Source organism: Aidingimonas lacisalsi (assembly GCF_008079445.1).
GTDB lineage: Bacteria > Pseudomonadota > Gammaproteobacteria > Pseudomonadales > Halomonadaceae > Aidingimonas > Aidingimonas lacisalsi.
Map to the genome: position 1 here is coordinate 460270 of NZ_VRYH01000004.1, position 23321 is coordinate 483590.

The following is a 23321-nucleotide window of genomic DNA, read 5'->3' on the forward strand; positions in this document are numbered from 1 at the left end:
ATGGCCACCTGGGGGTTCACGTGACCTTCTCGACACTCACCACCCGGACCGTCGAGCGTGCCTGGCAATTGCTGACCGGCATCGTGATGACTGCCTTTGCCCTGATGCTGACCATCATGGCAATTCAGGTCATCTCGCGCTATGTCCTCGGCATCGCCGTTCCCTGGACGGATGAAGCTTCACGCTATCTCTTCCTGGCCGAAATCTTCCTCGGCTCGATCCTGGCATTGCATCACCAGGAACACATTCGCATTACCGTGCTCGTCGACATCCTGCCACCGGCCATGCGCCGAATCGCCGCCAGCGTGGCAGATGTCATCTGCATCATTGTGCTCGTGATGCTGGTCGTCGGGGCCTGGAACATGATGGGCCGCACCGCCGGCATTCTCGCCAGCACCTTCAACCTTAGCTTCTCCTATATCTACTTCATTCAAGGCCTGTCGGCGCTGATCATGATCGGCCTGTTGGCAGGCAATCTCTATCGCCGGCTCAACGGCAGGAGCGACTGACCATGGAAATCTTCATCATCATGTTCGTCGGCCTGATAGTGCTGCTGGCCATCGGTGTCCCGGTCGCCTTCGCCATGATCGCTTCGTCGGCACTCGTTCTGGCTTATGCGCGCGGCCTGGAAGCGATCCCGATGGAAATGATCGCCCAGCGTACGTTGTATGGGGTCAACAGCTTTACCCTGCTGGCGATCCCCGCCTTCCTGCTGATCGGCCGGCTTATGAACGCCGCCGGGATATCGGATCGCGTCTTCGACATCGCCCGCACCATGGTCGGCCACTTCAAGGGTGGACTTGGCCACGTCAATGTCGTTGCCAGCATGCTGTTTGCCGGCATGTCGGGCTCGGCAGTCGCCGATGCCGGTGGGCTCGGCTCGGTCGAGATCAAGGCAATGGAAGACGATGGTTACCCCACCGGGTTCAGTGCAGCAGTTACCGCCAGCTCGGCCACCATCGGACCGATCATTCCTCCCAGCATTCCGGCGGTTATCTATGGCGCCCTGGCCAATGCCTCGATCGCTTCCATTTTTTTGGCATCGATCATACCCGGGCTGTTCATGGGACTGGGCTTGATGATCATGATTGCGATCATCTCCCATCGCCGTGGTTATCCGACGCGCGCACGAGCCCGCCTAGGCGAGTTCATCAGCGCCTTGTCACGCGGCATGCTGCCCATGCTGACACCGCTGATCATCATCGTCGGCATTCTCTCGGGCATTTTCACGCCGACGGAAGCCTCGGTAGTCGCATTACTCTACTGCATGATCATCTCGTTCATGGTCTACCGTTCCATCAGCTTTCGGGACTTCCTGGGCATTCTGAAAGCCACCGCCATCGATACCGCAGCGTTGCTTTTCATCATCGCCGGCAGCGCCTTGTACAGTTGGGTCCTCGCCCGCTACCAGGTGACCGCGCTGGTCGCCGACTTCTTGCTGGCCACAGTGACCGACCCACTGGCCCTGTTGCTGATACTGGCCCTGTTCATCCTGTTGATCGGCTTGTTCATCGACTCGGTTCCCGCACTGTTTCTGCTGACACCATTGTTGGTACCGGTCGTGGTCCAGTACGGCATCGACCCCGTTCACTTCGGTGTCGTCATGATCTTTACCTTGATGATCGGATTGATAACGCCCCCCGTAGGGACCGTGCTCTTCACGATACAGAAGATCACCAACATGTCGTTTTCGGACCTGGTACGCGAAACCATACCCTTTTATATCCCGTTGTTCGCCGTACTGCTGATCATCACCTGCTTTCCGTCGATCGTCATGTTCCTGCCCAACCTGGTCTTCAACTGATGCACGGCCAAGCACCATCCAAGAGGAGAATCCAACCATGGCAGTACTGATTACCGGAGGCCTCGGCCACGTCGGTTCCTGGGTCGCCTACCAGCTCGCCAAGCAAGGCAAAAAGATCATCATCTGCGACATGGCCGCCGGTCACTTCGATCGCCTGGAACTCGACTACCTGGAGGAAGTGCGCGACCAGCTAGTCCTGGAAAGCGTCGATGTACTCGACTATCACACCATGTTCGAGACGCTGCTACGTCATCGCGATGAGTTGGAAGGGGTCATTCACGGCGTATCTGTGATTGCAGGCCCTCATTTCCAGCAACGTCCCTTCAAGCATATTTCGATCAATGCCACCGGCACACTGAACGTGCTCGAAATCTGCCGCATCCTCGGTATCGAGCGCATCGTCAACATGAGCTCCGGTGCCGTTTACGGCGATGCACCTGGCGGTCAGACCGAGGCAACGCCCTACAAGGCAACCGATCTCTACGGTGCCACCAAGATCGCCGGTGAACTCTATGGCATTCAATACAGTGACACCTACGGGATGGACGTCCGAAATGCGCGCCTGTTCTTCGTTTACGGCCCGGGTAAACGTCCATCGCATATGCATCCGGTCTATCAGGCGCTGTTCGGCCCTCTGGAAGGAATGGATGACATCCGTTCCGAGAATGGAGCCGACCAGGCATTGGACTGGACCCATGTCGAGGACACCGCCCGAGGCATCGTCCTGCTGTTCCAGAAAGATCACGTCAGTGAACGCAACTTCAATATCTCCAGTGGTGTCACCATCGACCATCGGGAGCTCGTCGACCACGTCGCCGATACCCTCGGCAAGCGCGCCAACGTCACGCTGGGGCCGGGCCCATTCGCCGGCCGTGGCTCGCCACTGGATATCACGCTGGCACGTCGCGAACTCGGCTTCGCCCCGGTCTACACCGACATAAAGGCTGGACTGGCGGATTACCGACGGTGGCTGCAAGGTCTCAGATCTTGAGCCAGGCATGATGGCAGGTGTGGCATAAGGGCAGCGACTAAACGAAAAACGGTTCGGTAAAATCAGCGGCATCACGCAATCGCTGGGCTAACTCATCCAGCAGCTTGATGCGTACACCATCGTGGTAGAACGCATGATAGCTGATATCCGGCAGTGAAGGCGTGGTGTCGATAACCACCAGCGACTCATTTCTCGCCAAGCGTTGCACACAACGCTTGGGTAGTACGCTGATGCCACGCCCCGCCGTGACCAAGCCCACCAAAGCGAGCAGGTTATCCGCCGTCAACGTCGCCGCCCCCATTCCTTGATGGTATAACCAGCGGTTGATGTGTTGCGCGAAACCGGAACGCTTGCCTTGGCCGATCAGCGTGTAATCGTCTAGCATACTGATCGGTAAGGGCTGGGGGGCTTCTACCGCTCCCTCGCACGCCATCAGCGCCATTTCCACATCTTCGATCCTACGCGTTTCCACTCCAGGTTGAGCGAAAGCTTCCGGCATGAACGGGATCACGACCAGATCGAGTTCGTCATCCTGAAACTGCTGATACAGCGTCCGGCTCATGTCGATGGTGATATCCAGTCGTACCTCAGGGCGCTCGACCGTATAGTCGCTCAGGAAGTTAGGTAGCCATGTCAACGCCGCCAATTCGGTAAAACCGATACGTACCCGATGAAACGTGCGTTCGGACTCTCGGTTCAACTCATGGATTTTCTGTGCATTTCCCAGTGTCGAGTAAGCAAGCTCGAGTATGCGCTCGCCATCTTCCGTCAGCCGCGCCACTCGATGGGAACGATCGAATAGCCGTAAGCCAGTGGAGTCTTCCAGTTCGGAAATGCGCTTGGAGACCGTCGATTGAGTGGCATTCAACCGTTGCGCAGCACGTTCGAACGTTCCCAATTCGACGACTTGCACGAATGCCTGAAGTTGCTTGAGCGTCAACATAGCGACTCATCATCACATGAAAAAAACGAATATTATTTTATGAAACTTATTCGCTTTTATGAAAGCATTAATACTCAGTACGATGATCAAGCACCTGTAGCGGTGCGCTCCAGCAAGTAGGCCAATTCCAGAACACAACAGCAATAAGGAGTCTCCCGATGGTGGGAAAACAACGAATCACCCAATGGTTCCCGCTCACCGCAATGGCCGCGCTCATCAGCGTAGGTACCGCCACGACGACCCTAGCGGCAGACTACCCGGAAAAACCCATCCAGCTCATCGTCTCTTATGGAGAAGGTGGTAGCACCGACACCATGGCACGGATTTTCGCCAAATATGCCGAGGACGTCATCGGCGAACGCATGGTAGTGGTCAACAAGCCAGGCGCAGGCGGCGAACTGGGTTGGGTCCATCTAGCCAATGCCGAGCCAGATGGTTACACCATCGGGCTCATAAACTCTCCCGTCGTGGAGGTCTATCCATTCACGCGTGAAGACACTGTTGGATACGAGTACGAAGCCATTCGCCCATTGGCCAATGTGGTGACTGACCCGGGGATCCTGGCGGTCGACGCAGACAGTCCCTATCAGGATCTGGATGCCTTCGTGACAGCGGCTCAGGACGACCCTGACTCGATCACCGTTTCACACGAGGGTGTCGGTGGTGATGACCACCTGGCCGCGATCAATTTTGCCAAAGAAGCGAACCTCGACCTCAATTTCGTCACCTTCAATGGCAATGCCGAAGCGACAGCGGCCCTGCTGGGCGGACACATCACTGCTTTCGAAGGCAATATGTCGGAAGCCGCATCACAAGTTCAAGAAGGTGAAATCCGGGCACTGGCCGTCTGGTCCGATGAGCGGATGGATGCCATCCCCGACGTCCCCACTGGGAAAGAGCAGGGATATGACGTCGAAGCAGCCGCCTCACGCGGTTTCGCCGTGCCGGCGGATGTTCCGCAGGATATCTATGACAAGCTCCTCGACGTCATGCAGGAAGTCATCGAAGACCCCGAGTTCCGTGACGAGATGGCCGCACTCAACATGCCGGTCAACCCAATCTACGGCCAGGACTATGCTGACTTCCTGGATGCGAGTCATGAACGCCTGAAAGCGCTATGGGAAGAGGATCCCTGGATCGACGCAGAATAACGCATTCAGGAGCGTGGACATGACACTCAAATGGATCGATCGCGGTGTCGCCCTGCTGCTTGGCTTGGGATGCACAATGATCGTAGCAACTGGTCTCATGATGCGTGGCGACGCGGGGGTCATCCCCGCGATCGCCGGTAGTCTCGGTATTTTCGCTTGTCTAGGCGTTGGCATCACAACGTGCAAACGTGCCGGCGATGATGCTCCTCCGACACCGCTGCCAATATACCGGTTCAGTATCTGGGGCCTGTGTGTACTGGGACTGATGGTACTGATGGTGTCGGTGGGTACGATCGTCGCGTTACTACTCTTTCTGTTGGCCAGCTTGCGGTTACTCGCCGGACTTGGGTGGCGTCAGGCCATTTCGATCGCGGTCGTCTTCACTGCGTTGATCTACTTGGTGTTTGCACAGCTACTGGGAGTCCCCTTACCCACCGGGCAGCTCTCATTCACATAGTTTGTCCAAACGATACCCTCCACGGAGATCGCCATGGATGCCTTGCTTCCCGCTCTCGGTAATGTGTTCTTGCCAGCGGCCCTGCTCACCCTTCTCGTAGGGACTCTAGCCGGTGTCGTGATCGGTTCACTACCGGGGCTATCATCAACGATGGGGGTCGCTTTATGCATTCCCATCACCTTCAACATGCCGCCGGATCTAGCGTTGATCCTGCTTGGTGCTGTCTATGTCAGTTCGGTCTATGGTGGATCGGTCGCAGCAATCTTGTTGCGAACTCCCGGCACCGATGCCTCCATCGCCACGACCTTTGATGGCTATCCGCTGGCGGCAGCAGGGCGAGGCGGCGAAGCGCTTGGTATTGCCACCATTGCGTCCCTGATTGGTGGTATCTTCAGCGTCATCGTGCTGCTAGTGATCGCCCCGCCACTATCAACCATCGCCTTGGCATTCGGTCCGCAGGAATACACATTACTGGCTATCTTCGGCTTGGTAACGATCATCGGTGTGGCCTCGGAGCGGCCACTCAAGGGAATGCTGACTGCCGCCATGGGTCTGGTCCTGGCTTGCGTCGGGCTGGATGCCTTCACCGGCATTCAGCGATTCACCTTCGGCCAGAGCGAACTCTTTGACGGCGTGCCTTTACTACCGGCACTGATCGGCCTGTTCTCGGTATCACAGGCCTTCAATCTCAGCATCCCTGCTGGCGGCGGCATCCTCAACGATCAAAGCCAACCGCTTCAGGGACGCCGTTTACCCCCCTGGCAGAGTATCCGTCGTTGCTTTAGAACGATCATGCGCTCCTCGGTCATTGGCTCTATCATCGGTATCCTTCCCGGTGCCGGTACGAGCATTGCCTCATTCATCTCCTATAATGAAGCACGACGGCATTCCGCCACGCCTGAACGCTTCGGCAAGGGGGAAATCGAAGGCGTTGCTGCATCCGAATCGGCTAACAACGCCGTCACCGGCGGCACCCTGATTCCTACACTGACACTCGGCATTCCTGGTAACGCCGTCACTGCGGTATTTGTCGGTGGGCTGACCATCCACGGCATGATCCCCGGCCCTAGCCTATTTACCGACCATGCCGAAACGACCTACACCCTCATTCTTTCACTGCTACTCGCCAATCTACTCTTTGCCGCTCTCGGCTTGTGGTTGTGCCGCTACTTGATCGTGATCACCAGAGTTCCGGGACCGGTTCTAGGCCCCATGATCCTCATTTTCAGTGTGATCGGCACCTATGCACTACGCAATGAAATCTTCGATGTGTGGTTGACCATAGCATTCGGCGTGATCGGCTATTTCATGGAACGCTGGCGTTATCCAGCGGCACCATTGGTAATCGCCCTGATTCTCGGCCCCATCCTGGAGGTCAACTTTCGCCGCTCGATGCAGATCTCACACTGGGACCTGAGCACCTTCTTCACCCGGCCGCTGTCTCTGGCGTTGTGCCTGCTGGTGATCGTTGCCCTGGCCTACCCACTATGGAGCCGGTGGCGCCGTCGCAAGACTGCATTGAATTGATTCACCCATAACGCCCCTGCACCAACGAGGAATGCATCGGGGCGATCAGCACTCATACTTTCAGGGAAAAGACACCATGGCAACGACAGAACAAACGACCGGCACCCATCCAGGCTCCTCTCATGCCAATGACTGCACTCTCTTACCGGACGCTCTACTAGGTCATATCCGGGAGAGATTTCACTATGTCGAACATTGCCCCTATGCCGGCAAACGCATCTTCCTGGAAAATGCCGGGGGATCGCTGACTCTAAAGTCAGTAGTGCAACGGACTGCAGACATTGCCGCGATTCCTGACAATGAACACCGTGATAACCCCGCCTCGCAGGCACTATCCGAGATAGTCAATCAGGGGCGCAAGGACCTGACCACCTTCTTCGGTGCCTCGAACGGAACCCTGTTCGGTGGTGAAACCGGTACGGAATGCCTATTTCGCATAATTCGTACTGCTGCACTCAACGCACCAGCCGGCGGCAATATGATCGCCTGCGAAATAGAACACCCGGCCACTTTCGACGCCTCTGCTCAATGGGCCGACAGGACCCAGCGTGAGTGGATTCGTATACCGTTCGATGCCCATACCGGTCGCGTCACGGCCACTGATTACGCCACGCATGTTCGCCCTGATACGCGTATCGCCACCATACTGCATACCAGTCCGATCACTGGCCAGACGATGGACATCGGCGCCATTGCGCACCAGATTCGTAGGATCGCCCCCGAATGTTTCATCATCGTCGACGGCATACAACATGCCCCACACGGCTATCTGGAAATTGACGACTACGACGTCGATGCATACGTCGTCTCTCTCTACAAGGCTTTCTGCCGTTTCAACAATGGCTATGCATGGCTTTCCGAACGGCTCAACACCATTGACCACGACCGATTGCTGAGCAAGCCGAAAGATGCCTGGGAGCTGGGCAGCCGTGATCCCTCGGCCTTGGCGGGAGCCAGCGCCGTCATTGATTATCTCGACTGGCTGGGCAGCCATGTAACGACGGCAGAGTCGCGACGCGAACGTCTGATCGCTGCCGGCACCGCAATCCGTGAACACGAACAGGCACTGATCCATTGGTTGCTTAACGGGCGCAATGGACTCAAAGGACTGACCGACTACCCACAGGTTCGACTCATCGGCGAAAAAGACTCCCCTTATCGTGAAGGGGTGGTCTCCTTTGAAGTTCAGAACATGGATGCCAAACAGCTCGTCTCCCGACTCGGCGAACGCGGCATACGTGTCCATGCCCGTTCCAACGACGTGTTCTCGGGTAACATCCTTCGCCCATTGAGCATGGATGCCGTGACAAGAATTTCTGTGGCACATTACAACAGCATCACGGAAATCGATACTTGCCTGTCAGTGCTGAGCGAGATACTGGAATCAGCGTGAATCGTCTTATCCATGCATGCCTTACAACGAAACCGGCCCCGCAGTGCGGGGCCGGTTTCCACTAGCCATCGTGGCCAATGTCACGCCGGGCGCAGGTGCCCGACAAGCATCAACGCCTCATTGGCCACCACCTTGGCTCTGGTTCTGCTGTTGTTGCCGCATCTGCTCTTGCATCTGCTGCATTTGCTGGCGCTGCTTGGCTACCTGTTCATCGAGCGTGTCACGCTGTTCCTGGGTAAACACTGCTTCCATCTTGGACTGCATCAGCAGGCGTTCGGCCATCATGTCCGCAGTCATATCGCCAAGCTTCTGGCTATCCGCGCGAATCGCGGCCTCATCGTAATCCGGGCCGACATGCTCACTCAGTTGCTGTTGCAGGGCCTGAATCTCCTGGCGTTTCTCACTCATCCCGTTCTGCATTTCATTCATCAACGAGCGCATTTCCTCTTCCTGTCCGGCATCCAGATCCACCATCTCATCGATCTGGCTAACCTGGTCGTCGACACTGGGCGCACCCATCTGTTGACCGCCACCCATTTGCTGGGCCATGGCAGGGGCACTGATCATCATTGCGGCGAGTGCCGGGGCAAAAAGCTTGGCTACCTTCATGGTTACTCCAATTGCGTACGTATTGCGTAGTCGACCCTAACGTATCCGGGCCCAACGATATACCCTACACGGGCTGGTCCGTTTCATCATCAACGGACCGGTCTTCCCTGCGACCACACAAACGCGAAAAAATTCGACCGACCAAGACCTCCAGATTCCGTCCGGCATGCCGCCGGAGGTGCGCGCCGTCAGTCACGTCAGGCCAAGCATCGAAGAGTTGGTAGTCAATTGCCCGGACAGAGTCAGGTATTTCTCGATCACCATCAAGGAAACGAGCAACTCCGTTTGCTTATCATAGAACTGATCGGCAAATTGCTGTGCATTCGACACGATCGCTTTCGCTTCGGCAGGGTAGTTCAGATAATACTCGATCTTCTCCCCGAGATCCGAAAAGTCATCGGCAAGCTGGACATAATGAAAGCCGGGAATCAGCCGGCCTTCCATGAACCATGTCTCATAGCGAGGCCGGGGCATCAGACACAGGGAATTGGACGACAGCACCCATTTCAGATTCGTCGCCACGTCCTTGCCTTCCACACTCAGGATGAACTTGTACTGCAGTTGCTCGCGAATCGATAGCGGCCCACGGTCGTACGTCCCCGTCGGGTCACCACCGACCGCACCAATGTCACATAACGGATGAGAAAAATTGTCTGCGACGAATTGTCGACGATGCGCCTGATGTATGGAACCACGCCACACGGCCAACGGCTGTTTCTCGTCGAATGACACACGGTCACGCAAGCGATAATAATGGCGAACCCGGTTGAGTTTCAGAAGCACTGAGTTGGCATTCCCGCTATCCACCGGACGGCTTTTCACGAAGGTCGGTTCGTCAGGCACGCGCGTGCAGTCACCGAACAGATAGGAAAAGCGCACATCGGCAGGAAAATAGCGTGCAACGTGCTTGAAATCCAGATGATAGGCGGAACGCCTCGTACCTACCCTGAAGTCCCGATTGAGTCGGCAATCGTCACCTACATCAAAGACGGATCCCAACTTGTTATAGTAATCGACCCGGGAGAATAACGCTTCCCGTTGATGGTCACTCCGGCTGTCCAAATGCCGTAGCACGGTGTCTCTACGCTTTCTGTAATAGGCATCGGGGATAACGAGACCAGAAACCTCTCTAAGGTAAAAACCCACTTTGTGGGCACTCTTCCAATAGCCGCTTCGCGTCGTCATAGCTCAGCCGATTCTGGCAATAATGTAAAAAGAGGCAATAAGTTGACGTTACTGTCTGTGTATTCCCCTGCGAGGTCAAGCAGTTGTATCCAACGCTAGGCATGCTACCCCCACCGGATGACGATAACGTTATCGCGCTATGACAGTATTGTCATGGTATTGGTTTCATAGGACATATGGTCATGGTCAAGGTGAGCTTGCATACCCTCGTTGAATCCGTATCCTCACCGCATTCCCACGTTAAGGTCAGGCCATGACATCGCCCAACGACTCACCGCTTGCCGCAATCGCCATTCGTCAGGTCGAAAAAAACACCGGCGCCAGCCGTAATGCCTTCGAGCAGACAGCGGCATTACGCGAGCTTGGCTATCGTGTCGTCATCCTGGCCGAGCGTGCTAACAAGGCACTGATAGAACGTTCCGGAGTAGACTGGGTACGCCTTCGGCGATGGCCCCTCAAAGGACCCTATCGACGCTTCTGGTTCAACCAACGTGTTCAAGCCTGGTCCCGTCGGCACCAACCGGACCTGTTGATCAGTCATGGAGACTGCGCCAGCCGTGACGTAATCTATCTACACAATTGCGTGCATCTTGCCAGCGAGCGGATCCATGGCCGCCCCATCGCCACCAGTGAAGTGGCCGCTATCCACGACCACGTACTCAGCCAGGACAACTTTCGCCGCATCGCCGTCAATTCGCGCATGATGAGAAATGATGTCGTCACACGTTACGGCATCAGTGAGCACAAGGTGGAAATCAGCTACCCGGGTTATGATCCTGAGCAGTTCAACACTCGGAATGCTCGTCTGGATCGTCAGACAGTCCGAAAAACCCTGAGCATCGATGCCACGACCCGGTTTATCGGACTCGTTACCTCAGGTAATTTTCGCAAACGTAACGTCGCCGGTTTTGTCGAGATGGCCGCTCAACTGGAGGCAAATCGCCCCGGCCACTATCGTTTCCTGGTCGTCGGCAAAGACGACGCCACACCCTATCAACGCCAGGCGGAACGGCTGGGCATCGCTGATTCCATACTCTGGCGCTCGACCGTCGCGGATGTCGAACGGCTTTATGGTGCGCTCGATCTATTCGTGCTGCCCGCTCATATCGAGGAATTCGGCCGTGTCGCGCTGGAAGCGATGGCCTGTGGAACACCGGTGCTACTATCCAGTTGGGTCGGCGCATCCGAACTTCTGGAACGCGATTTTCAGGAGCTAGTTGTCAATAGCAACGACCCGACCGACTGGGTCGAACGCATCATCACTATCTTAGAGCGGAGGGATTATCACGAACTGGCTGCCAACCTGGCCAAACTGGCAACCAATTATTCCCATGAACGTCAGTATGCAAAGTTGAAGGAGTCGTTCCGACAACTCACCCAAAACACAGCCACTCTCACTCAATGAGTGGGTGAGGCCAGAAACCTCTCGACGACGGTTTCCGGCAGAAAATCCATCAGCCATGGTGCCTCAAAAAGATCATGATCTCTTGCTTCGGGCCTATGCCAAAGCGGTTGTGGCTCCAGCATCGACTGCCGAATGGCCTTTATCAGACAAGGATTGACGATCACCGATAGCGATGCCGGTGTAAAGCCTCAACGTTGCTACCCTTCTCTAACCGTCTCGGTGCCTCCCTTAACGTTGACATCGTCGCGTGTTAGAGCCAGCCCTTTTCAGGCTTCGGACCACTATCAAGGTTCGCAACCCGTCCTCCCGTTCGATCTCGCAGCAAAAAGGCCCGGCATCCCTGCCAAGGCCATCGCGGCATTATGACGCAATCCGCTTGCCGATACATCCAGGGCAAGCGCATGGCCATGACCTGAATTAGACATTGGCGTACGGTTAATGCAGGCTTTCTGGATTCAGGACAGCGGGTTACGTACGAAACTTCAACGAAGATAGTTGACTTATGGCCGATTTACTCTGGTATCAATATCTGCTCATCGGGCTAATCTTTGCCTGGAGCGGCTTCGTCAGAACGAGCCTGGGATTCGGCGGCGCCGTTCTCTCGCTTCCCTTCCTACTGCTGGTGCACGACGACCCCCTCGTCTTCCTGCCGATCATCGCAGTACACCTGTTGATTTTCTCGAGCTGGATAGCCTGGCGAGGTCACAGATCGCGGAAGCTCGATGCCAGAGGACACCCTGAGGAAAGCAATATCGATTGGGCGTATCTCGGCAAGGCGATGAAGGTCATCATCATCCCGAAGCTGATCGGCGTGATCGGGCTGCTCACCCTGCCATCACGGCTCATGGCCAGCATCATCTTCGTGATCGTGATCATTTACGCCACCGGCTATGTGCTGAATCGTCCCTTCAAGAGCCGCAACACGTACGTCGATAACGTGCTACTCGCCCTAGGCGGTTACATAAGCGGCACGTCACTGATCGGTGCCCCGCTGCTGGTGGCAGTCTTCGCATCGCACGTCGCCAAACACCAGCTGCGCGACACACTGTTCGTTTTATGGTTCATTCTGGTGGTGATCAAGATGACATCGTTCGTCATCGCCGGCGTGGATCTACAATTGATCCACCACCTGTGGCTGCTCCCCTGCGCCCTCGTCGGACATATCATCGGCGAGCGGGTACACCGGACCATGATCGCCGCCGAAACACCCCTCTTCTTCAGGGTGCTCGGCGTGGTACTCATCACCGTGAGCATCATGGGTCTGTTACGTCCCCCGGCATAGGGCAGGCCGTTTAGGATCGAAACGCCAGTCGTCGATCAGGTACTGCATCGCCATGGCATCGTCACGACCGCTATCAGGCAGTGAATTGTACAAGGCATGAGCCCGCTCCACCGCTTGCATATCGATCTCGACACCAAGGCCCGGGGCATCGGTAACGGCAACCCGGCCATCGACGATCTCGGGCGGGCAGCGCGTCAATCGAGCATCGCCCTCCTGCCAGATCCAGTGGGTGTCGAGAGCGGTCATTCGGCCACAGGCAGCCGCACCGACCTGAGCGAACATCGCCAGCGAAATATCGAAGTGATTATTGGAGTGCGATCCCCAGGTCATGCCATGATCGCGACATAATTGCGATACCCGCACAGCGCCGGACAGCGTCCAGAAGTGAGGGTCGGCGAGCGGAATATCGACCGATCTCAGCATCAAGGCATGGGCCATCTCGCGCCAATTGGTAGCCACCATATTGGTCGCCACCGGTAACCCTGTGGCATGCCGGAATTCCGCCAGGATCTCGCGCCCCGAAAATCCCTGCTCGGCGCCGCACGGATCCTCGGCATAGGCAATCACGTCATGCAGGTTCTTACAGAGCCGAACGGCATCATCAAGCAGCCATGCGCCATTGGGATCGATCGTGATCCGTGAATGCGGAAACGCCTCGGACAGCGCCGTAACGGCCTCGATTTCCTGCTCCCCGGCCAGTACGCCGCCCTTGAGCTTGAAATCGCGGAACCCGTAACGATCCTGCGCCGCTTGCGCCATTTCAACGACCCGGCGCGGCGTTAACGCTGCCTTATCGCGCAGGTGATACCATTCATGCGACGCGCCAGATGTCCCTCGGCGATACTCCAGCGGTGTTGCGTGTCCATCACCAACGAAGAACAGATACCCCAACACCTCGACGCTGTCACGCTGCTTGCCATCGCCCAACAGCTCCGCTACCGGCACGCCGAGGTATTTGCCGAGCAGATCGAGCAATGCGGCTTCGAGTGCCGCCACGGCATTGACGCGTAGCTCGAACGTCCATGCTCCTTGGCCCATGGCATCGAAATCGGCACTCTGTCCTGCCGAATGCAATGACGTCACCAGCGACTTCCAGGCACCAATGGAGCGCCCTTTGATCAATGGTGCCGCTTGTTCGAGCGACGCCTGTATCGTCTTGCCTCCCGGTGCTTCCCCGATGCCGACATGGCCTGCATTATCCTTCAGGATCAGTAGGTTGCGGGTGAAAAAAGGCGCATGCGCCCCCCCGATGTTCAGCAGCATACTGTCCCGGCCTGCCACCGGGATGACCTGAATGTCGGTAATGACCGGGGTATCCCCGGCACCGGGCGATTGGGATTCATTCATCACAGATGTCCTTTCGTCAGGCCCGCTATCGTTATCAGGCATCAGGGTTTAGGTGGCGTCGCATAGGCAGCCCCGGTCAAACGGATCTCCAGCAAGGAAGGTCCGTCATGACACTGGCAACGGGACAACGCTTCGGACAACTGGGCATTGTCATCGATGGCTTCGGCATGCAGGCCAAACCCCTTGGCCAGGGCAACGAAATCCGGGTTATCGAGCTCCGTTCCCGACACCCGGCCTGGAAAGCGGCGCTCCTGGTGCATCCGAATCGTTCCATAGCTGCCGTTATTCACGACCACGAAGAGAATCTGCAACCCCAGCATGTTGGCCGTCGCCAGTTCCTGGATACTCATCAGCGCACACCCGTCGCCACCGAAGGCCACGACGGTTCGCTGCGGATATGCCAGCTTGGCGCCAATGGCAGCGGGAATGCCATAACCCATCGCGCCGCTCGTCGGCGCCAGTTGGGAACGGAAGGTATGAAAGTTCAAATAGCGCTGCAGCCACAACGTATAGTTGCCCGCACCATTCGAGTAAATCGTGTCTCTCGGCAGCGCCTTCCCGATCGACGACACGACAGTCTGGAGATCCAGTTTGTCTTGTGTCGGTTCAGCATGCGCATAGGACTCGTAGGCCTGCCGGGCTGCGGATAAATAGGCCGCCCGCGAGTCGTTTCCCGTGTGCGGCAGCGAGCTCAGCGTTTCAGCAAACTCCGGTGACGTCGCATTGATCAGTATCCCTTGATAGACACGGCCCAATTCGCGGCTATCGGCATGGATATGAACGAGTGGCTGTTCAGGGTTGGGTGGCGTCAACAACGTATAACCTTGCGTCGTGGCTTCACCTAACCTGGCTCCCAACGCAATGACCAGATCCGACTGCTTGACGAGCTCATTCGCCTGGGCCGATGCGCCCAGTCCCAGCCGCCCGACATAAGCATGTGAGTCATTGTCCACGAAATCCTGACAACGGAACGAAGCCAGAATCGGCACTTGGTGAGCTTCAGCAAACCGGCGGACATCGTTCCCCGCCTGCTGGCTCCAACCACCACCTCCCACGATCAGCACTGGCCGCTGTGCCGCTCCCAGTGCCTCGGAAAAGCTGGCCAATGACGACCCATGCGGTGCGATCGGTAGCCGGCTGGCCGGTGCCGCGTCGCTGACCGTTACCGTTTCATCCAACATGTCCTCGGGTAGCGACATGACCACAGGGCCCGGCCGACCGGAGATGGCGGTTTGAAAAGCGCGCGCCAGCATTTCGGGCAGGCGCTTGGCATCATCGACCTCGGTTACCCACTTGGCAACCGGACCGAACATCTGCCGGTAATCGATTTCCTGGAACGCTTCACGCTCACGCATGTCACGTGCCACCTGACCGATGAACAGGATCATCGGCGTCGAATCCTGATGTGCGGTATGCACGCCGATACTGGCATGCGACGCCCCTGGTCCACGCGTCACGAAACAGATACCCGGCATTCCGGTCATCTTCCCGTAGGCCTCCGCCATATTGGAGGCCCCGGCCTCGTGTCGACAGGTCGCCAGAGACAGTCGTTCACGGCAGTCATACAAGGCATCGAGGATACCAAGATAGCTTTCACCCGGCACGGCAAAGGCCTGGGTCACGCCATTATGCAACAAGGCGTCGACAAGGACCTGCGCCCCGGTTCGGGGCGGCGGCTGTTCTTGCGCAGTGGTCATAAGCGCCTAATGCCTCATAGCGGAGAAAAACTGGTCGAACGGAGCAGTTTATTGGTCTGGTGCTGCACATTACCCGCCTCGGCACTCTTCTTGCGATAGGCGATCCAGTCGGGATCGTTCTCCATCGCCGTCCGGCGGGCTTCACGATCCGCAGCGCTCTCATATCCCCACATGTGCACCACCTGATTCAAATCCCCCGTCTCGGTGACGAAATACCCCAACAGATTGCCCAGATGCTTCTGTTGGATAGGCAACCCCTCGCGCTCGTACAGTTCAAGAAAGGCCTTCAAACGTCCAGGTACCATGGTGTAAGTGCGTAAATCGACGAGCATGTTTCCTCCTTTTGATCTTGGAACCCTCCCACTTGTAATACATATGATGAAATTCGCTAATACGACGTTAGTCGTGCATGTCGTAGGCGACTAGCTCAATAAGCTGTCAGCATGTCTCTGCGCGACTGGGTGATTCGACCGATAGCTTCACGCTTGTGGCTGATAGCCGACTCGTTCATGGCCCACGATAGACTAAAGATTAATATCCTGCAGCCAAGTCTACCGCTAGGTTAGTTGTATGATGTATTACCTAAAGGGCAGCATGATCAATGACAGCAGTTCCCTTTTCGACCCTGGCTAGCACGCTGGAACGAGTCTTGTCGCGGGCCGGCCTACGCAGCGAAGAGGCCAAGCTCTGTGCGCGTATTCATGCCGAGAGCACCTGGGACGGCGTCGCCTCGCATGGCGTCGGTCGTATCGTGCGTTTCGTCGATTACGTCAAGCGCGGCTGGATCGATACCGATGCCACACTGAGCAAAGTGCAAGCGCTGGGGCCATTAGAAGTCTACGATGGCGGATTCGGCATCGGTGTCCGCAATGCCATGGACGCTACGGAGCGTGCCATGACCCTCGCCAGCGAGCATGGCCTGGGGCTTGTCGCGGTACGCGATACCACACACTGGATGCGTGGTGGCAGCTACGGCTGGCATGCCGTCGAACGGGGATATGCCGCCATCATGTGGACCAATACCGAATCCTGCATGCCGGCCTGGGGAGCGTCACAACAGAGTATCGGCAACAATCCGCTGGTCATGGCCGTGCCCAGCGACAACGGCCCGCTGGTCCTCGACATGGCCATGTCACAGTTTTCCTACGGCAAGCTCAAGACACAACGGTTGCAGCACCGCCAGTTACCGATCGATGGCGGCTTCGACGACAGCGGCTCCCTCACCAGAGATCCAGCCGCCATCGAAGCGACACGTCGTATACTTCCCATGGGATACTGGAAAGGCTCGGGACTGGCCATTCTACTCGATGCTCTAGCGGCCCTGCTCTCGCAAGGGAAGCCGAGTCATGAAATCGACGAACTGCAACGGGGCAGCGGAACGGGTGCCTGTCAGGTCTTCATGCTGTTCGACCCCACGCATCTGGGCGGTCAGGATATGTGCCAGACTCTGGTGGACAGCATTACCGCCCACCTGGAAGCCGCCACCCCGGATGAGAGCGGTAACACAGTACGCTGGCCGGGCAAGACGACATACGAGACTCGCCGGCGGGACAAGAACGACCATGTCGTCGAGGTCGACGATACGACCTGGAACGATATCCTCGCTCTCGCTGAGTGAGGTCACTACGTTCACCAAGCACCACCTCCGCCGGTACCTTATCGGCGGAGACATCACCAAGCGCAAGACAACAACAGGAGCAACGCGATGCTTAAACGAGCGATGGGTATTGCCTGCATCATGTCAGTCGCAGCCACGAGTGCCAGCGCTGACGACTATCCAACACGCGACATCCGCATGATCGTGCCTTGGGCAGCCGGTGGTGGTACCGACGGTATCGTGCGCAAGATCACCGATCTGACGGAAGAGACGCTGCCGGGCACCATGTACGTCGAAAACATCGAAGGCGGCATGAGTGGCAATGGGCTGATCCAGCTCATCAACGCCAACGCCGATGGGTACACCCTGGGCGCGCTGACCTACGACAGTGTCGTCACCGTTCCCTGGCAGGACATGCTGTCCGGCTACAGCGTCGACAAGATGGACTTGATCGCGCGGATCACCAGCGAGCCGGATGCGCTCATCGTACCCGACGAGTCGGAGTACGAGGACTTCGACGAGCTGATTGCAGCCGCCAAGGAATCCCCCGGCGAGATTCGTGCCGGCATCCAGAACATGGGCGCCCGCACTCACCTGACCCTGCTCCAGTTGATGGACGCAACCGGCGCAGACTTCAAGCTCGTCTCCTACCCAGGCGGTGCTGCACCGCAAAAGGAAGCGCTGCTGAATGGTGAAATCGATTTCGCCATTACCAGCCTGGGCGATTTCGCCTCTCTGATCAACGGCGGCGATGCACGCGGTCTGCTGGAGTTCACCGACGTACAGAGCGAGTCCTTCCCGGAGATTCCGCCGGTTTCCGAGTATGATCTCGACGTCCAGATGGGCAGCTTCATCATCCTGGCCGCGCCAGCCGGCACCCCGGAAGACGTGCTGGACAAGCTCGAAAGCGCTTATCAGGAAGCGTATGAAAGCGACGAGTTTCAGGAATGGCTGGTCGACGTAGGTGTCACCCCCAACTGGTTGGGTAGTGACGACGTCACCGAGTGGGTGAAGGAGACTCAGGAAGAAATCTTCGCCACCATGGAAGACCTGCAGGAGCAAGGCATCATCGAAGAATGATATTTGGCCCGCTACGGCATCGCTCCGTAGCGGGCTCATCATTCCCAGTACCAAGGCTTTCCGATGACTAGAGGGTCAATTTCTTGAAACATGCGTACGGTTTGGGGGGCAAATGGGTCGTGCCCGCCCTGATACTCATAGTAACGACCATCTATCTGGTCGAAGCCCTGAAAATGGCACCCCCCATCCAGGGAGGTGACATAACGGCATCGTTCTTTCCAGTCCTTCTCGCTGTAATCATGTACCTGTCCATCGTCGTCGTGTTATGGCAAGGCCGCAACAAACGAGATGGCCACGATACCGATGACAGCGGGGATGAAGCCAAGGCGACAGAGACGGGCGAGCGGCAGTTCGGCGCACTCTGGGTCACCCTCTTGACAGGTGTGTACATCGGCGTCTTTTCCGTCATCGGATACTCTCTCTCGACGTTCCTGTACGTCTTCCTGCTGACGTTCATTTTCGGCGAGCGCGGATTCGGTAAAGGTGGCAAGGCCTGGATCGTGAAGATCCTTGCCGCAGCCATTATCACACTGCTCGGTTACGCCCTGTTCGAACTCATTTTCCAGGTACGACTGCCCACGTTGTGGACGTAACGGTTATGGACTACATCAACGAGATACTCAACGGATTCGCCACACTGGCGCAGCCGGAAATCCTTGCCTACATGATCGGCGGCTACCTGATCGGCACGTTTTTCGGCGCGGTACCGGGGCTGACATCGATGCTAGCCATCGCCCTGCTGCTGCCGCTCACCTATAGCCTGGACGTAACGGCAGCCCTGGTTGCCTGCGCCAGCATCTTCATGGCCGGCATGTGCAGCGGCAGCATCACGGCCACCACGATCAACATTCCCGGCGCCCCTGCCTCAATGATGACCGCCATCGAAGGCTACCCGCTGCAACAGCGCGGTCAAGGTGCCAAGGCGCTGGGCCATGCCGCTCTGGCTTCCATGATCGGCGGCGCCATCGGCGCGGTTCTACTGATGCTGATCGCTCCCATGGCGGCCGAAGCCGCGCTTCTGATACGCACGCCCGGCAAATTCTCGCTAATTGCCTTTGCGTTAATCGTGATCGTCATATCCCAGCGTGACTCCATCCCCAAAGGGCTGGTAGCCACGACACTTGGCGTCATGGTCGCTACGGTCGGCATCGATGTGATGCAGCCGATCGCTCGTTTCACCTTCGGGACCAGCACCCTGATGCAGGGTATCGATATCATGCCTCTGGTCATCGGTGCCTTCGCCATCAGTGAATTGCTCGTTCAAGCCCAGAAGCGCGAGGCACGCACGGTCGACACGGAGGATATCAAGGCGCAGAAAGTCCGCCGTCGGGATTTCATCCCACCGCTCAGCGAGGTGCGTGAAATCGGGCTGTTCCGCTATATCAAGTCCGCCATCATCGGTTATGGCATCGGCGTCTTGCCCGGTGCAGGAGGCTCGATGGCCGCCTTCGTTTCCTATGCCGAGTCAATGCGCAGTTCCAAACATCCCGAGCGCTACGGCAAAGGGTCGCATGAGGGAATCGCGGCCGCGGAAGGCGCCAACAACTCGATGTGTAGCGGGGCTTTCGTACCGATGCTCACGTTCGGTATTCCCGGCGACCCGACCACGGCGATCGTACTTGGGGTGCTGGTGATCAACGGCCTGCAGCCTGGCCCTCAATTTCTGGATACCCAGCTGCATCTCATCGCCCCGATGTTCGCCGCGCTATTCCTCAGCGCTCTGGTGCTGGTGCCCTTGACGCTGTACATCCTGGGCCCCTACTTCGTGCGTATCGTCTCGATCAGGCGGGATATACTCTACTCGAGCATTGCTGTCGTCGCACTGGTGGGGAGCTACGTCGCCACGTACTCGATGTTCCAGATGATGCTAGCGCTGATCTTCGGTGTCGTCGCCTTCATACTGCGCAAGCACGGCTACCCCATCGCCTGTCTCCTGCTCGGCTTCGTGCTTGGGCCGAGTCTGGAAGAGTACTGCCGCCGTTCGCTGTCCATCAACGATGGCAATCCGCTGGTATTCATCACCAATCTCGACAGCTTGTTCTTCCTGCTGCTGACGGCTGTCTTCTATTACTTCATGGTGATTCGCAAACCCAAGACGCCAACGGTGGAAGACGTCACGAAATAGCGTGACACGCCGTCTTCGCGCAAGACAGGTACCGCGCTAAACGCAAGACGCCTCGGCACGAGCGATGCCGAGGCGTCTTCTTTCATCGCTGAGCCGTCTCGTCATGCCATGGATACTGGCTCGCAATCGTTCAAGGCAGCGACGAATCGATTCAACGCTTCCTGTCCATGAGCTCCCTGCGTTACCTCTCGCCACCAGTCCACATGAACGGCCCGAACACGTACGACAATCTTATCCAGTCCTACCACCTGGGCCATCGCCAGACGGTGCAACCCTTTGTTGAGCTTGAGTATCCGACCTTGCCGATCGATGGCTACGCCTAATCGATCCTTCCCGCGTGTTGCATCGAACCCAGACCGGGCCATCACATCCATGTAACCAAGATACAACGTCAGATAGTGGCACACTCGCATGCTGGTGTTGAGCAGCACGCCCCGATGCGGAGAACAGAACGGCTTCCCTGACTTCAACTGTTGGACGAAGTGCTGATAGGACGAACTTTCACCAAGGTTGCTGCGATGCTGCCAGATGTCACTGATAAAACGGTAACGCTGGCTCGTCTGAAAATCGAAACGCATCAAATCCCAATCCCCCTGCCAAATGAAGCGATTGGAAGCGCCGCGCCGCTCTCGCCGATCCGTGAACGACCGCTTGAGCGACATCGAATATACCAGCTTGGCAGGGTCGATAGTGATATCCAGCTTGCTGTCCAAATACGTTTCGACACTACGACGCGGCAGTCCCATCGCTTCAATACGATGACTCAAGGGACGTTCTTCCAACCACTGCTTGAACAGCCAGTCCTCCGCCGGACGAACCGTATAAGACGACACGGAATCACGCAGCCAATATAGCCAACGCGAACGCTGCATGGCCCAGCGCAACTTGGGATCGTAGAGCTCGGGTTGAACCGGCTCCCCAGTAGGGGTTTTGGGTAGTTCGTCCCTGGAACTCATAACACGTCCTCTACACCCACAGCGAATGCGACTCATGCATCCAACACAACGACAACTTACCATTTCGGCCAGTCAGTGAGACTTGACTCGCCGGCGGCGAATCTTGCGATGTTTCATGGCCAATCGCAGCCGCTTTGACCATGGTAGCCGCTGCCTCAATTCTCGTGCATCAATCGGCCAGGGAGTCCTTTGCGTATAAGACAGAAACACTGACTGCAAAGGATGCACACACATGGAATGCCACGGTTTGACCGAACCGATGAAATGAACGATACGGGGTGTCCGAATCGCGTTTTCCAACGCCCGCAAATAGGGACGTAAATGCGTATATCCCTTTTCAACCGCCGCATAGGCCGTCGGTTGAAAGTTCCACGCCGGCGACAGCGGCATCAAGCAGTGAACTCACAACCGCTTCAGTAACCGGGCAATGATATCCTGGGGCTCGGCAGTCTCGGTATCCGCCACCACCTCGGCATTCCTGGGGGGTTCATAGGGGCTGTTGATGCCGGTGAAGTCCCTGATCTTGCCTTCCCGCGCCTTCTGATAAAGCCCCTTCGGATCACGCTGCTCGCAGATGTCCATCGGCGTGTCGACATGCACTTCGACGAAGTTCCCGGTCTCGAAGAGCGAACGTACGGCATCCCGGTCATCGCGGAACGGTGAAATGAAGGCGGTGATCACGATGATCCCGGCATCCGCCATCAGCTTGGCAACCTCTCCGACCCGACGAATGTTCTCGGCGCGGTCCGCCTCGCCCATGCCAAGATCCTTGCACAGCCCATGGCGGACATTGTCGCCATCCAGCAACATCGTATGATAGCCCCGGCGATTGAGCTCGACTTCCAGCGCATTGGCCAGACTCGATTTACCCGAGCCGGACAAGCCCGTAAACCAGAAGCACTTACCGCTATGGCCCTTGATCTGCTCACGCATCGCCGGCGTGACACTGGTGCGGTTCCACACCACATCGGCCTTGCTGTCGTGATCGCGAAACTCGTAGGGAAGCTCGGTATCCAGCGTGCGGTGAATCATGCCTGCCCCCACCGTCACGTTGGTCAGTCGATCGATGACGATGAAGCTGCCCGTGCCTGGGCTCTGACGGTAATCATCCAGCGGAATCGGCGCCGTCAACTCGACCCGGCAACGGCCGATGGCATTCAGATCGAGATGATCGGCGCGCTTATGCTCCAGCGTATTGACGTCGACCTGATAATCGATCGCCGTCACCTGTCCGGCCAGATCGCGCGTGGCCAGTTTCAGGTCATACAATTTGCCGGTTTCCAGTGCCGTATCGTGCATCCAGACGATATCCGCCTCGAAGGCGTTCGACAGCGGCACCTCGGCATCGGCCGCCACCAGCCAGTCACCGCGTGAGATATCGATTTCATCCGCCAGGGTCACCGTGATGGCCTGCCCGGGGTAGGCTTTTTCCAGGTCGCCATCGAACGTCACGATACGCTCGACCGTACTGGACTTGCCCGAGGGCAAGACCTTGACCGCCACCCCCGGACGCAGGATGCCGGCCGCCAGCGTGCCACTGTAGCCGCGGAAATCGAGATTCGGTCGGTTGACGTACTGCACCGGCAGGCGCAGGTCCGTCAGGTTTTGATCATGCGTGATCTCGACCGTTTCCAGCAGTTCCAGCAGTGGCTGGCCGTCCTTGCCGGCGGTCTGATACCAGGGCATCCGTGCGCTGCGATTGACGACGTTGTCGCCTTCCAGCGCCGACATCGGCACGAAACGGATGTCGCGGGCATTGAGCTTCTCGGCGA

Annotated in this window: 22 protein-coding genes; 13 read left to right on the top strand and 9 right to left on the bottom strand. The window is 57.3% G+C overall.

What is annotated here, in order from left to right; translation table 11 throughout:
* The first annotated feature begins 20 nt into the window (after positions 1-20).
* Genes FVV99_RS11230 through FVV99_RS11240 form a run of 3 tightly spaced genes read left to right on the top strand, consistent with a single transcriptional unit; the run spans position 21 to position 2795 of the window.
* Positions 21-509: a TRAP transporter small permease gene (locus FVV99_RS11230; RefSeq protein WP_236645382.1), complete on the top strand. Its 489-nt coding sequence runs from the start codon at positions 21-23 to the stop codon at positions 507-509.
* 2 nt (positions 510-511) lie between these two features.
* On the top strand, positions 512-1804 hold the full coding sequence (locus tag FVV99_RS11235; protein ID WP_148254155.1) for a TRAP transporter large permease: 1293 nt from the start codon (positions 512-514) through the stop codon (positions 1802-1804).
* Between the two features lie 37 nt (positions 1805-1841).
* Positions 1842-2795 (top strand): NAD-dependent epimerase/dehydratase family protein, encoded by a 954-nt coding sequence (locus FVV99_RS11240; protein ID WP_148254156.1) that lies wholly within the window; start codon positions 1842-1844, stop codon positions 2793-2795.
* 37 nt (positions 2796-2832) lie between these two features.
* Here the strand turns inward: FVV99_RS11240 and FVV99_RS11245 are convergent, their stop codons facing one another.
* Positions 2833-3738, bottom strand: a complete 906-nt coding sequence (locus tag FVV99_RS11245; protein ID WP_148254157.1) for a LysR family transcriptional regulator — start codon at positions 3736-3738, stop codon at positions 2833-2835.
* Positions 3739-3896: 158 nt separating this feature from the next.
* On the opposite strand from FVV99_RS11245, the gene FVV99_RS11250 reads away from it, so the two are divergent.
* The 4 genes from FVV99_RS11250 to FVV99_RS11265 all read left to right on the top strand — a co-directional run bounded on the left by FVV99_RS11250 (position 3897) and on the right by FVV99_RS11265 (position 8266).
* Complete coding sequence (locus tag FVV99_RS11250; RefSeq protein ID WP_148254158.1) at positions 3897-4889, top strand: Bug family tripartite tricarboxylate transporter substrate binding protein; 993 nt, start codon at positions 3897-3899, stop codon at positions 4887-4889.
* A gap of 19 nt (positions 4890-4908) precedes the next feature.
* Positions 4909-5346: a tripartite tricarboxylate transporter TctB family protein gene (locus FVV99_RS11255; protein ID WP_148254159.1), complete on the top strand. Its 438-nt coding sequence runs from the start codon at positions 4909-4911 to the stop codon at positions 5344-5346.
* 33 nt (positions 5347-5379) lie between these two features.
* Positions 5380-6873, top strand: a complete 1494-nt coding sequence (locus FVV99_RS11260) for a tripartite tricarboxylate transporter permease (RefSeq protein WP_148254160.1) — start codon at positions 5380-5382, stop codon at positions 6871-6873.
* Between the two features lie 76 nt (positions 6874-6949).
* Complete coding sequence (locus tag FVV99_RS11265; RefSeq protein ID WP_236645383.1) at positions 6950-8266, top strand: aminotransferase class V-fold PLP-dependent enzyme; 1317 nt, start codon at positions 6950-6952, stop codon at positions 8264-8266.
* A 117-nt stretch (positions 8267-8383) separates the two neighbouring features.
* Here the strand turns inward: FVV99_RS11265 and FVV99_RS11270 are convergent, their stop codons facing one another.
* Entirely contained in the window at positions 8384-8875 is a 492-nt protein-coding gene (locus FVV99_RS11270; protein ID WP_148254162.1) for a Spy/CpxP family protein refolding chaperone, read from the bottom strand.
* A 192-nt stretch (positions 8876-9067) separates the two neighbouring features.
* Positions 9068-9949 carry a glycosyl transferase family 90 gene (locus FVV99_RS11275; protein WP_236645384.1) on the bottom strand — a complete coding sequence of 294 codons (882 nt, stop codon included), beginning with the start codon at positions 9947-9949 and terminating at the stop codon, positions 9068-9070.
* A gap of 364 nt (positions 9950-10313) precedes the next feature.
* On the opposite strand from FVV99_RS11275, the gene FVV99_RS11280 reads away from it, so the two are divergent.
* The gene (locus FVV99_RS11280) at positions 10314-11465 is read left to right on the top strand and encodes a glycosyltransferase family 4 protein (RefSeq protein ID WP_148254164.1); all 1152 of its coding nucleotides are present in this window, start codon (positions 10314-10316) and stop codon (positions 11463-11465) included.
* Positions 11466-11967: 502 nt separating this feature from the next.
* Positions 11968-12747: a sulfite exporter TauE/SafE family protein gene (locus tag FVV99_RS11285; protein ID WP_148254165.1), complete on the top strand. Its 780-nt coding sequence runs from the start codon at positions 11968-11970 to the stop codon at positions 12745-12747.
* On the opposite strand, the gene FVV99_RS11290 is transcribed toward FVV99_RS11285, so the two are convergent.
* The 3 genes from FVV99_RS11290 to FVV99_RS11300 are packed head-to-tail and all read right to left on the bottom strand — an operon-like array spanning position 12730 to position 16123.
* On the bottom strand, positions 12730-14094 hold the full coding sequence (locus FVV99_RS11290; RefSeq protein ID WP_148254166.1) for an enolase C-terminal domain-like protein: 1365 nt from the start codon (positions 14092-14094) through the stop codon (positions 12730-12732). The two genes, FVV99_RS11285 and FVV99_RS11290, sit on opposite strands and share 18 nt — an antisense overlap.
* 41 nt (positions 14095-14135) lie before the next feature.
* The gene (locus tag FVV99_RS11295; RefSeq protein ID WP_148254167.1) at positions 14136-15791 is read right to left on the bottom strand and encodes a thiamine pyrophosphate-dependent enzyme; all 1656 of its coding nucleotides are present in this window, start codon (positions 15789-15791) and stop codon (positions 14136-14138) included.
* 14 nt (positions 15792-15805) lie between these two features.
* Positions 15806-16123, bottom strand: coding sequence for an NIPSNAP family protein (locus FVV99_RS11300; RefSeq protein ID WP_148254168.1), 318 nt, complete (start codon positions 16121-16123; stop codon positions 15806-15808).
* 269 nt (positions 16124-16392) lie between these two features.
* On the opposite strand from FVV99_RS11300, the gene yiaK reads away from it, so the two are divergent.
* From yiaK to FVV99_RS11320, 4 genes are all read left to right on the top strand, one after another.
* On the top strand, positions 16393-17409 hold the full coding sequence (gene yiaK / locus FVV99_RS11305) for a 3-dehydro-L-gulonate 2-dehydrogenase (RefSeq protein WP_148254169.1): 1017 nt from the start codon (positions 16393-16395) through the stop codon (positions 17407-17409).
* 87 nt (positions 17410-17496) lie between these two features.
* Positions 17497-18468, top strand: coding sequence for a Bug family tripartite tricarboxylate transporter substrate binding protein (locus FVV99_RS11310; RefSeq protein ID WP_148254170.1), 972 nt, complete (start codon positions 17497-17499; stop codon positions 18466-18468).
* Positions 18469-18551: 83 nt separating this feature from the next.
* Positions 18552-19061 (top strand): tripartite tricarboxylate transporter TctB family protein, encoded by a 510-nt coding sequence (locus FVV99_RS11315; protein ID WP_148254171.1) that lies wholly within the window; start codon positions 18552-18554, stop codon positions 19059-19061.
* A 5-nt stretch (positions 19062-19066) separates the two neighbouring features.
* Entirely contained in the window at positions 19067-20593 is a 1527-nt protein-coding gene (locus tag FVV99_RS11320; protein ID WP_148254172.1) for a tripartite tricarboxylate transporter permease, read from the top strand.
* 101 nt (positions 20594-20694) lie between these two features.
* On the opposite strand, the gene FVV99_RS11325 is transcribed toward FVV99_RS11320, so the two are convergent.
* The 3 genes from FVV99_RS11325 to cysC all read right to left on the bottom strand — a co-directional run.
* On the bottom strand, positions 20695-21549 hold the full coding sequence (locus FVV99_RS11325; protein WP_148254173.1) for a hypothetical protein: 855 nt from the start codon (positions 21547-21549) through the stop codon (positions 20695-20697).
* A gap of 72 nt (positions 21550-21621) precedes the next feature.
* Entirely contained in the window at positions 21622-21939 is a 318-nt protein-coding gene (locus FVV99_RS19070) for a glycosyltransferase (RefSeq protein ID WP_148254174.1), read from the bottom strand.
* A gap of 12 nt (positions 21940-21951) precedes the next feature.
* Positions 21952-23321 (bottom strand): adenylyl-sulfate kinase (gene cysC, locus FVV99_RS18805; RefSeq protein WP_148254175.1); only part of this gene is annotated, 1370 nt, incomplete at its 5' end.